This window comes from Belliella aquatica, from assembly GCF_014637795.1.
GTDB lineage: Bacteria > Bacteroidota > Bacteroidia > Cytophagales > Cyclobacteriaceae > Belliella > Belliella aquatica.
The window spans coordinates 346,878-359,325 of sequence record NZ_BMFD01000003.1 but is presented as its reverse complement, the minus strand read 5'-3'; the positions used below and the strand labels follow the sequence as shown (position 1 = coordinate 359,325).

7 protein-coding genes are annotated in these 12,448 nt (G+C 37.4%); 3 read left to right on the top strand and 4 right to left on the bottom strand.

The features are described from left to right. The first annotated feature begins 105 nt into the window (after positions 1 to 105). Positions 106 to 519: a VOC family protein gene (locus IEV57_RS06460; protein ID WP_188440804.1), complete on the top strand. Its 414-nt coding sequence runs from the start codon at positions 106 to 108 to the stop codon at positions 517 to 519. Positions 520 to 588: 69 nt separating this feature from the next. On the opposite strand, the gene IEV57_RS06455 is transcribed toward IEV57_RS06460, so the two are convergent. Genes IEV57_RS06455 through IEV57_RS06440 form a run of 4 tightly spaced genes read right to left on the bottom strand, consistent with a single transcriptional unit; the run spans position 589 to position 8,342 of the window. Continuing rightward, positions 589 to 1,710, bottom strand: coding sequence for a family 16 glycosylhydrolase (locus IEV57_RS06455; protein ID WP_229744251.1), 1,122 nt, complete (start codon positions 1,708 to 1,710; stop codon positions 589 to 591). Positions 1,711 to 1,722: 12 nt separating this feature from the next. Then, positions 1,723 to 3,774 carry a PKD domain-containing protein gene (locus IEV57_RS06450; RefSeq protein ID WP_188440800.1) on the bottom strand — a complete coding sequence of 684 codons (2,052 nt, stop codon included), beginning with the start codon at positions 3,772 to 3,774 and terminating at the stop codon, positions 1,723 to 1,725. A gap of 12 nt (positions 3,775 to 3,786) precedes the next feature. Further along, positions 3,787 to 5,259 carry a RagB/SusD family nutrient uptake outer membrane protein gene (locus tag IEV57_RS06445; protein ID WP_188440798.1) on the bottom strand — a complete coding sequence of 491 codons (1,473 nt, stop codon included), beginning with the start codon at positions 5,257 to 5,259 and terminating at the stop codon, positions 3,787 to 3,789. Positions 5,260 to 5,264: 5 nt separating this feature from the next. After that, a complete protein-coding gene (locus tag IEV57_RS06440; protein ID WP_188440795.1) occupies positions 5,265 to 8,342 on the bottom strand; it encodes a SusC/RagA family TonB-linked outer membrane protein in 3,078 nt (1,025 codons plus the stop codon). Positions 8,343 to 8,589: 247 nt separating this feature from the next. Between IEV57_RS06440 and IEV57_RS06435 the strand changes: the two genes are divergently transcribed. After that, positions 8,590 to 11,466 (top strand): triple tyrosine motif-containing protein, encoded by a 2,877-nt coding sequence (locus IEV57_RS06435; RefSeq protein WP_229744250.1) that lies wholly within the window; start codon positions 8,590 to 8,592, stop codon positions 11,464 to 11,466. Between the two features lie 128 nt (positions 11,467 to 11,594). Beyond that, on the top strand, positions 11,595 to 12,446 hold the full coding sequence (locus tag IEV57_RS06430) for an OmpA/MotB family protein (RefSeq protein ID WP_188440793.1): 852 nt from the start codon (positions 11,595 to 11,597) through the stop codon (positions 12,444 to 12,446). The last annotated feature ends 2 nt before the right edge of the window (positions 12,447 to 12,448 follow it).

The following is a 12,448-nucleotide window of genomic DNA, read 5'->3' as shown; positions in this document are numbered from 1 at the left end:
AACAGAAAAAAAATAACTTAAAGTAAATTTTATCTGAATTGAGAAAACCTATTTTGAATTCTTAAAAACATTATCTTACTCGACCAAATCATCAAAAGGAAATTTATGAAAAAGGTAACAGGAATTGGAGGGATTTTCTTCAAATGTAAAAATCCCAAGGAAATGAAAAATTGGTATAAAACACATCTTGGTTTTGATACGGATGCTTATGAGACAAATTTTGAATGGAGACAAGCTGATCATCCTGACCAAAAAGGTTTCACTCAGTGGAGTCCCGCGGCCGAGCAGAGTGAAATTTTTAAGGATTCAAAAAGAGATTTTATCATCAACTATAGAGTAGAAAATCTCGAATCACTAGTCAATCAATTGGCACAGGAAGGAGTTGACATCATAGACAAAATTACCAGTTTTGAATACGGGAAGTTTGTTCATATTCTTGATATGGAAGGAAATAAAGTAGAATTATGGGAAGCAAATGACATCGAATACGATAAAATCGTTGAGGGGCGTACCAAATAAAAATGGCTGTGGAATACTCCCCACAGCCATTTATACAATTCTGAATATCTTCAGATTTACATAGGTTTATTAATTCTTTTCAAATACTCTCACATAATCCACCGCCAACTGCTGTGGAAATATAGTAGAATCATCTGGATTCCCTGGCCAGTTCCCACCAACAGCGAGATTGATCAAAAGAAAGAATGGCTCTCTGAATTCACTCATCGCAGATGATCTAATGTCCTCTTCATGATAAACTTCGTCATCAAGGAGCCATGTAATTTTATTTTCATCCCATATGATGGAATAAACATGAAAATTATCAGCTAGGATCGATCCACTTGACAGAGATTTTTTGCCTCCTTGGTATTTATAAGCCCCATTATTATCCCAATGGATTGTACCGTGAACAGTGTTATCTCGACCAGCTTGATTTCCTCCGATCATTTCCATGATGTCTATTTCACCACATGCGGGCCAACTGATATCAGTGATACTTTCGCCTAGCATCCAAAATGCTGGCCATATCCCCTGACCTTTTGGTAAAGCTGCACGGATATCTATCCTGCCAAATTTGAATACCTTTTTACCTTGAGTTTTGACTCTGGAAGAAGTAAAATTCTTACCTCCTACATTTTCTCGCTTTGCAGTGATAACCAAGTAACCATCTTTGACCTCAGTATTTTCTCGGCGATAAAATTGAAGTTCATTATTACCCCAACCACAAAGGTTAGGACAACCATCTCCAGTTTCAAAAACCCAATCGCTTGAAAGTGAAGTTGAATTAAATTCATCATTCCACGACATGGTATAGCCTGCATACTGCAAAGGAGATTCAAATCCAGAATTTGGAAAACCAATCCCGAGCATTTGCTCGGAAATGGTCACCTTTTGATCCTTTTTTATAAAGTCCCCTTCTGTAGCATGTGCTTGGACAACGATGGTGTATTCACCTGGGCTGTTGTATCTGTGTGTAACTTCATTTCCTGTCACGATGGCAGGCAGTTCATTACTATCTCCAAAACCTACTCTGAAGAAATTCACTTGTTGAGCAGAGAAAATAACTCTTACCTGACCATTCTCCATCTCCTCTATTGAGACTTCTAAGTTACTTGGTAATAATACCTTATCATCTACCTCATCTTGACTACATGAATTGGCAGCCATCATGGTGATGCAGATAAAGCAAAATTGAAGCACTTTCATCATAATTATCATTTTTTAACCGTTATCTGGGATTAGAACGAATGTCCAGAACACACTTCCATTGTCCGAGATATCAATAGTAATCGTTAACTCTTTGGTATTGTTATTATAACTTAATACATCATAGGTTACCGTTTCGTTCGTTCTAGGAGGGCCAGCTGAATACTCACCACCATTGAACGCTTTCGGAAGGGCTATAAATGCTCCCGTTCCTGTCACTGAGATTTTTGCTGGTGTATTGCCAGAAGCTTGCGTGAAGGTAAACTGATGTTCGCCTGCACCCCATGCCTCTCCAGAAGTTCCAGTCAAATTACTCGCTGGCTGACATCCATCAGATCCAGTTCCCATGTATCCTTCTCCGAAAATATCACCTTGTGGATTGTAGCTATAAACTCCATTTGTATTGAAAATAAATAAATCGTTAAACAAACAAGGTCTGTCACCTGAAATATCATTCCCATTAGGAAAGAACGCATCACTACCCGCAGTTGGACCGACACCAAATGCTCCTGCAGCAGATTTTAATTTCCATGCCCTTTCACCATTACCAACAAGGTCTTCTCTAGTAAATTCAGCTAAGCCAATAGATTGATCTGGGGCCGGTATTAAAGTGAAGTTCCAAAACACATCACCAGTACCAGATATATCAATTGAAATAGACATTTCTTGTGTTGCCGCATCATATGCAATTACTTCATAGGTTACAGACTCATTATTTCTAGGAGGAGCAGCGCTGTACTCTCCGCCATTGAATGCTTTAGGTAAGGCAATAAATGCTCCTGTTCCTGTAACTGTGATCTTCGGGAACTCCGTAGCTGTACCCGGTGTAAAACTAAAATCATGTACACCTGAGACCCAAGCCGCAGCTGCTGTTCCAATCAAGTTTGACTCTGGCTGACACCCATCAGAGACACCTAAATAAGCTTCTCCATAAATATCTCCTTGGGCATTGTACTCATAACTTCCATTAGAATTGAAGATGAAAAGATCATTGAATAGACATGGTCTATCACCTGAAATATCAGTTCCATTAGGGAAGAAAGCATCACTTCCTTTACTAGGACCTACGCCAAATGCTCCAGCAGCAGGCTTTAGCGTCCATACTTTCCTACCATTTCCTATCAAATCACTCAATACAAAACTTACGTCTGGATTTTCTGGCTCTGGCTCTGGCTCTGGCTCTGGTTCAGGACTTGGTTCAAATCCTTCAGGAATCAATCTGATGTACCATGCTAAATCTGCATTAGCGGCGTCTTCAAATTTCAAGAACATTTCATTCTCCTCAAGATTTACTATTTGATATGTTCTCACACCAGTAAAGTATCCTAGGAACCCTCCTTGTGTAACAGAAAGCTCTGGAAGTTGACCTTCAGGCTCTACCAATGACCATCTTAAATCATTTGGAGCTTCATAAGGAGCAGAAAGGTCTCCAACACCTGGGTCAAAAGCGCCTGAAAAATTAGAACCTTGTGCTGCATTTAAATATACAAAACCATTGGTTTCCATATTAAACCTAAATCCATCCAAGAGGAAAGTATATCTATCGGTATACATTCCCGATCCAGTTTTTTCATTCGCTTGAGCTTGGTAAAATTCAGGGAAATTACTTGTAGGTGAGTTAGGCCCCACTCCAAAATGTGCAGCCCTTGTAGCATCGATTTTCCAAGTTTTCCCTTCAGCCGCATCAACACCGCCTGTAAGTATATTGAATATCGGATTGTCTAACAAAAGTGGATCTGTCTGCTCTATCACTATATCTCTTGAGTAGGTAACACTTCCACCAGAATTAAATACTGTCAAAGAAACGGTGTAAGTTCCCGCTAAGGGATATGTTCCTGTAGCTGTTTTTCCTTTAGCTGTTTGACCATTTCCAAGATCCCAACTCATGATGAAGAATTCATTATCAGCTGTAAACTGGAGAATATTATCACTTTCCGCAGTAGACTGAAAGCTGAAATTCGCTTCCGCTTCTGTTGGAGGATTCCCATCTAAGGAGTATTCCTCAACACATGCCGCCAAAGCAATGATTGGCAGCAATAACCATATATATTTTAAATATTTTTTCATTTGAGTTCTTATTTAATACCCTGGGTTTTGACTCCAAACACCACCAGCAAGATCAATCTCTACCTGTGGAATCGGAAATACTTCATGCTTTCCTGTAACAAATCCTGAAATCTTTGAAGCTGCTTGACCTGTTCTTACTAGGTCAAAGAATCTGTATCCTTCACCCGATAACTCGAATCTTCTTTCTTCTAGAATTGCCTGTAATAAAGCATCACCTGAACTATTGATAGCTGGCATGCTTACTCTACTTCTTACCTTGTTCAACTCAGTTCGAGCACGACCATCATTTCCTGTTCTTTGGAATGCTTCTGCTGCCATCAATAGTACATCAGCCCAACGAATCACCCTGTAGTTCAATGGACTCGTCAAGTCATCATCTGGAAGACCTCTTTCATCAAGTCTCTTGATATATTTGTTATTGAAGAAACCTGTATGACCACCTCCTCCAATTGCATAAGTGATATCTTCAGAATTTGGCTGTGCAGCGATAAATTCATCTAAATTCAAAGCTGTAGCATCTCTTCGAATATCTCCATCAGCAAAGGAATCATATAAATCTTGAGTTGGTAGATTGTAACTATTGCCATCTGCATAAAGAGGACCATTGTATAGTCTGATTCCATGGAAACCAACAGCTGCGTTTCCATTTAAGCAAATCAAGCATCCGTAATCTCCACCTTGAAGTCCGCTAAACTGAATCGTAAACACATCTTCTGCTACATTTTGATTGTTGGCGTAAAACAGTGTGCTGTAATCTGAGAAAAGTGCATAGCCTCCTTGGTTATTGTCAATCAGTTCTCCTAGTACAGTTGCTGCTTCAGGATACTTCCCTTGATACAACAAAACCTTACCTAGCAAAGCTTTACCCGCACCACTTGTCAGTCTTCCTGTTACACTAACTGTTGGAGGGAGTCCAGCAATAGCACTTCTCAAATCTGTTTCTATCTGTGCATAAACTTGTGCTTTTGGAGTCCTTGGCGTTGAGGCAATTTCATTAATTGAGATTCTTCTATCAACAATCAAAGGCATGTCACCAAAATATTTAACCAGATTGAAATAGAAGTAGGCTCGTAGAAACCTTGCTTCAGCCAAGATTAATTCCTTCCCGTCAAAATCTAATTTATCTTGATTTTCGAAAATGTAATTTGCTCTTGCAATACCCGTGTAGTTTACACGCATCACAGCTCTCAATTCTTCATTGACACCACCGTGTGTCATACTTCCTATTTCATGAAGACCTCGTGTATCATTTACACTTTCGCCACCTGCTATGGAATTATCCGATGCTATTTCTCCTATCCAAATATTGAGATAGGCTGGCTGCATCATATCATACACCCCAATAATCGCTCTATCAAAATCTTCTTCTGTATTAAAGAAGTTTTCTGCATCCTGAGTGAACTCAGGATCTATATCTAATAAACTGTCACAAGCGGTAAATATCCATAGAGACATGAATAGAAACCATTTATAAGTATTTTTCATGATTCTTAAAATTTAATATTTAAACCTGCCATAAATGTGCGCGCTTGTGGATAAATACCATTATCAACTCCTGCAAAAAGTGGATTTCCAGATCCCACATCTGGATCAAATCCTTGATATCTTGTTAAAGTCACAAGGTTATTGGCTGCTAAATAAAATCTAAAGTATTGGATTCCGATTTTTTGAGAAATGGTAGAAGGAATAGTATAACCCAACTGAACATTTCTCAACCTTACAAATGAACCATCTTCAACGTAGAAATCAGAGAATACTGTATTTCTCGTTGCTCCAGTTGTCAATCTTGGTACTTCGTTGGAAGTTCCTGGACCAGTCCATCTATCAATATTGTAGGCCAACTGATTGGCAAATGGCTGCTGTCTTTCATAATTTCGGATGATATCCTGTCCTAAGGCAGCATAAACATTCGCCCCTAAATCGAAGCCTTTGAAATCAACATTAAAGTTGAAGCCCATGATCATATTTGGTATCGGAGAACCAATCATTGTTCTGTCGGAATCGTCACCAAAATTGATCACGCCATCACCGTTTTGATCTACAAATCTCAAATCTCCTGGTTCTGCGCCTGGCTGACTTACAGAACTAGATGCGATTTCTTCTGCTGTTTGGAATATACCGTCAGTTTGATATCCGACAAAATAACCAATAGGGAAGCCTTTCTGGAATCTGGTAGCTACATTTCCCCCTACTCCAAAACCTGCACCTGGGATAAACTCAAAACCTTCAGGAACAGCAGTTACTTCATTTTTCAAGAAAGTAATGTTGTAATCAAATCTGAAGTTTACTCCCGTTTTTCTATTCGAACCATAGCCTAGTTCCAACTCAAGTCCTCTGTTTAAAACATCCCCAGCGTTGATAACTGGCGGAGAACCGCCTGGACCATAAGAACCTAATAATGCCGAAACATCAGGTTGGAAAAGTAAGTCTTTGGTATTTTTGATAAAGTAGTTTGCTGTGAAGTCTATGTTTTGAAATAAAGAGAAGTCTAAACCAATATTTGTCTGGAAAGTAGTTTCCCATTTCAAATCTGGATTACTTGTGTTTCCGATGGCAGCTCCATTGACAATCAGATCATTGAAAACATACGTTGCAGATCCATTCAACAAGCCTCTATATCTAAATAAGCCAATTTGGTCATTTCCTGATACTCCAAAACTTGTTCTCAATTTCATAAAATCAATAGCTTTCACATTGAAAAATGATTCGTCTGAAATTAACCAAGCACCAGAAATTGCTGGGAAGTAACCTATTCTATTGTTTGGTCCAAAGTTAGTAGAACCATCTCTTCTCAAAATTGCAGAAACAAAGTAGCGTTGCTTAAAGTCATATTCACCTCTAATGAAAGCAGAAGTCAGCCTTTGTCTACTTTGAAAGGAGCCAGCATTATTTAAAAATCCGCCTGGAGCTTGATTTGCGGAGATATCTGCAAAATTCAAGTCATTGTTTGGGATATTGAAACCAGTACCATTGAGCCCCTCACTTCTATTTCCTACAAGTGAAAGTCCAAACATCCCTTTCACTCTATGATCCTCGCCAAATTTGCTGTCATAGTTTAGAAATGTCTCCAAATTGTAATCTAGGAATGTGTTTCTAGCTTCAAAAACATTAGCTCCTCTCTCAATTTCAAGTCCTCCGACATCCACCAAAACAGGGTCTAAATTGGCATTTCGAGCAGAATTTGCAAATTTACCAGGACCATACCACACTAAAGGATTAAATACTTTAGTATCTACCATGGCAAAGTTGTAACCTGCACGTCCTGTCCATGTAAAGTTGCTGTTGATTTTATATTCGATCTCTTCTTTACCTACAAATTTGTTAACAAAAGTATTGTTGTAAGTATTCTCCATTTGAGCCAATGGATTGATGATATCATTCACATTATCCAAATAAGAGAATCTATCACCAACTCTGATGGTCTCTGTTGGGTATGCATTGATCGTATTGTAAAGAACCGAACCGATACCGCCTTGAGCTAATCCACTACTCTCTTCTCTCGTGTAAAGTAGAACATTGGTAAACTTGACACGAGGAGCTATTTCAGTGATGAAATTGATTCTCGCATTGTACCTTTCAAAATTAGCTTTAGGGCCACCTACAATTCCTTGTTGACCAAAATAAGACCCACCTATGGAATAAGAAGTTTTTTCAGTTCCACCTGTCATCGTCAGGTTATACTCTTGTATTGGAGCTTCTTGAAAAACTGCATCTTGCCAGTTTGTTCCTTCTCCAAGATTCACATTGTTAAACGGTAGTGCCTGTCCACCAGCAGCGAAAGCTTCATTTTTTAGAATCGCATATTCTCTAGCGTTCAAAAGATCTAGTTTTCTGGCTGTTTCTTGAACACCGTAATAAGCATTAAAATCTAATCTAGGTTTAGCACCTAAACTACCTTTTTTAGTCTCTATTAAAATAACACCATTAGCTGCTCTTACTCCATATATCCCTGCGGTACCATCCTTGAGGACGTTGACAGATTCGATATCATTTGGATTCAAAGCATTTAAACCCGCTGCATCATAAATTACACCATCTACCAAGATAAGAGGGTCGTTGTCACCAAATGTACCAATCCCCCTAATTCTTATGTTAGAAGTACCTCCTGGTGCCCCCGAATTAGTTGAAATATTGACACCAGCAATTTTCCCTTGAAGAGCCTGATCCACTCTAGGCATATTCATAGCCTCAATTGCTTCACCTTTGACCTGAGAAGTAGCTCCTGTCAATTCTCTTTTGGTAGCAGAACCGTAACCAATTACTACGACCTCGTTGAGGTTGGTTAAATCCTCTTCCAATACCACATTAATTTCTGAAGAACTTCCAACTGGGATAACCTGTGGTTTGAATCCAATAAAAGTAAACTGAAGCTCATCTCCAGTCGATGCATTTATTGAATACTTACCATCAAGGTCAGTCACAGTTCCAACCGTAGATCGCAGCTTCAAAATGCTGACGCCCGGTATCGGAAATCCTGAATCATCAGTAACCGTTCCAGTTACACTCGATTGCGCCCACACTCCATATTGGAGCGCAAAGGCAAAACACAGTAATAAAATTTTTTTCATTTGCTTTGGATTTATTGATGTTTGAAATTGATGAATTACCAGTGTAATTCAAAAAATAACAATACATCATAAATACATCACATGCTGATTTTCATTTTCACAAAAACTCAACAAATACAGTAAATATCATTGATACGAGTGAATTGGAGTATAATTAAACTTTTTACATTAACTTATAATTATCAATATTCTATTACATCAAGTTGAAAAAGTTTATATTGCTTTAGCGTAAACCCAAAGTCTGATTATGAAAACACTTCTACTGCTGTTGATTTCTTTTCTGAGTCCGTTCATATTATTTTCTCAAGGCATCGGATTGCCATTTTCGAGGTATTATTCGAGTCAAGAATACCAAGGGGGAATACAAAACTATGCAATTACCCAGGATCAATCGGGTATGTTGTTTGTTGCAAATAATTATGGAATATTAGAACATGATGGTACATCATGGAGAAGATATGCACTTCCCAACGGTGCTAAAACTAGACATGTACAAGTTGATCACAATGGGCTTGTCTATGTTTCTGGACAAGGTGATTTTGGTGTATTTATACCAGATGATCTAGGACAATTAATTTTCACATCTTTCAAAAATAAACTTCCCGAAGTAGATCGTGACCTTGGAGAAGTATGGAAAGTATATGTTGGCAATAGTGAAATCTATTTTTGTACCTCTAATACACTTTTTGTTTTTGATAAAACCCAACAATTTATAGGCAAAATTGAGAGTGAAAGTGCTTTTGAAAGCTTCCATTACAATAACAGTTTACTTTTCGTCAATGAATTGGGTAATGGCTTAAAAAAGCTTCAAAATGGAAGGCTCATCCCTCTCTCTGCAGAAAAATTCTTTGGAAATAAATTAGTTACTACCATATTCCAAACTACGCAAGATAAATACCTCGTCTTCACTAGAGATGAAGGGATATTTACAATAAATGGTGATTTGATAAGCCCATGGACATCTGAAAATTCACTCACAATCAATACTGCATTGATGCTACGAAATGGTCACATTGCTATTGGTACTCAATTGAATGGTTTAATGATAGTGGATTCATTTGGTGAAACAATTTTAAAATTTGATAAAAATAATGGGCTCAATAATAATTCAATAGTCTCATTATTCGAAGACTTATCAGGAAACCTTTGGATGGGTCATAACAATGGACTTACGATGGTTCAATTGAGTCTCCCTTTCCGAAAAATCAATCAGTATTCTGGCTTAACTGGTACTGGATACAGTGCATATCTCAATAATGACAAACTATATTATGGAACTAACAATGGTGTTTATTTTCAAGAACAAAATAAAGAGAGTTGGTCCCCAATAAGCATGATTCCAAATTCAACAGGTCAAGTGTATCAGATCAAATCTGTGCATAACGAACTACTAGTAGCACATAATGACGGAGCGTATGCCATAAAAAACAACAAAGCAGAAAGAATCGAAGGGCCAAGCGGAATATGGAATTTTCAAAGTTTGCGTGGGAGTTCTACCCTGATCTTAGTCGGAAGCTATACTGGATTGCATCTGTATGAAAAAACACCGACAGGCGTCAAATATCTACGGGAAATAAATGGATTTAATGAATCCAGTAGAATCATAGAACAAGATGATCGAGGCTATATTTGGGTAGCACATGGATATAAAGGACTCTATAGGCTAGAATTAGATAGCAGAAAAGAAAATGTTACTGTTGAATATTTTGGTCCTGAATCAGGCCTTCCGACGAGTATCTTAAACAATGTTTGGAAGATTAATAATAGGCTTGTCTTTACAACGCAAGCTGGAATTTTCAAATTCAACGAGCTTACATCAAAATTTGAAAGAGATGAGTTTTTCTACCCATACTTTGACGGTGGTTTTTTAGCTCACTTTCTAGTAGAGGACCAAATGGGCAATATTCACTTTATTGGAGAATCAGAAATCGGCGTTCTTGAAAGAAAGGTTGACGGGAGCTTCAAAAAAATCTATAAAGTATTTAATCAACTTCTCCCACTTCTCAATGATGACCTTCAAAACATATCCAGTATCCAAGGAAATCAAATTCTCTTTGGAGCCAATGAGGGTTTTATTACTTTTAACTTAAATGAAAACAACTATCAAGCATCAAATTTCCCCACCTTGATTAGGGCAGTCTATCTCACGGGACCATCTGATTCTTTACTTTTTCACGGAAGCTCTATTACTGAAAATAATTTGCATCACCATCAATCGGCCTCTCAGGTACCAAGGATAGCGTACAATAAAGCAAACATCAGGTTTGAAAGTAGTAATCCGATTCCGAATAATGAAAAAGAATTAAGATTTCAGTATTGGCTAGAAGGATTAGAAGACAGTTATGGCGACTGGGTAGATAAAAGCGAAAAGGCCTATACAAACCTTAGAGAAGGCAAGTATACATTTCACGTCAAAAGCAGAAATCTATATGGTGAGGTAAGCCCAGCGGCCAGTTATACTTTCCGGATTTTACCTCCTTGGTATAGAAGTGGACTGGCTTATTTTATCTATTTCATTCTTTTAGTAGTAGGTATATATTTAATATATCGGTTGATTGAAAAAAGATATCAACAAAAAGCACAGCGTCTCAAAACTGCGTCTAGAAAAGTAATTGAAGAGAAAGATTCTGAATTGAAAATTACTCAAGCAGAGATAGAGAAATTGAAAACTGAGAAACTCAAGCAAGAAATTTCTCTGAAAGACAAAGAATTAGCGACTGCTACGATGCATTTAATCACCAAAAATGGTTTCATAGACCATATGCGAAACAATCTAAATAGCATAACCAAAAAAAGTAAAAATCAAGAAGTGAAAAATGAAATTCAGAAAGTGATTAAAAACATTGAAAAAAACATAGCAGAAGACCAAGATTGGGAGCAATTTGAAATACATTTTGATCAAGTTCACGGAGATTTCATGTCTAGATTCAAAAAAGAATATTCAAGCTTAAGTCCTCAAGAAATAAAACTTAGTGCCTATTTGAGAATGAATCTCTCCACAAAGGAAATTGCTTATCTAATGAATATCTCGATCCGTGGTGTTGAAATCGCTCGCTATAGACTTAGAAAAAAACTGAATTTAGAACGATCAGAAAACCTACAAGAATATATTTTGAAATTTTAAGGAACAGTAATCCGATATTTTTAAACAAAATACGCTAGAACAATAACAATTATAGGTTTGAAATAACAGGTCTATTTACAATGGCTTCGTTTTTGAAATTGGTTTCGATAATTAAAACAAACCAACTTATGAAAAGACTAATTTTAATAACAATTGTGTCGGGAGCTTTGATGGCTTCCTGTGTGTCAAAAAAGAAATATGTGGCCTTAGAAAATGATTTCAATACTACATCATTCCATCTAGCTGAAACAACGTCCGAAAAAGAAAAATTAGAAGAAGAAAATAAAATTCTTCAGGAAAGATTTGCTAGAATTGAGCAAAGAGTAGAAGAATATAATGCGAAAATCAACTCTCTACGCGAAACAAGTGATGCCAAATTCAGCTTAGATGGAGCTGTTCCAATGTCGAACAATAGTAGAGAAGGATTAAAAGCTACGTTAGCTAATGTAGATCCTGAGGATCTTAAAAATGCTAAGACTATGGAAGATTCTGTAAATCTTGCTATTTCATATAATTTGAAAAAATCAATTACAGATGGATCTGCAGAAGAAAATGAAGATATCCAAATCGACATTGATAAAACCGTTGTGATGATTTCTGTATCTGATAGATTACTTTTTAACACAGGGAGTTATGTAGTAAGTAGAAATGCTGATGGATTACTCAAAAAATTAGCTGAAGTAATCAATTCCGAACCAAGTATGGAAGTGATGATCGAAGGTCATACCGACCCAAGAACTATTTCTACAGCAATCTTACAAGATAACTGGGACTTAAGTGTAAAACGTGCAACATCCATTGTCAGAGCATTAGAAACAAAGTACAACGTCGCTCCCGAGAAGCTGATCGCTGCTGGAAGAAGCAGTCATATGCCTCTTGTAGAAAATGATAGCCCAGAAAATATGGCTAAAAACAGGAGAACTCGAATCGTAATCATACCTGATTTAGACAAATTCTTTGCTTTGATGGGATCAGAGTAAAT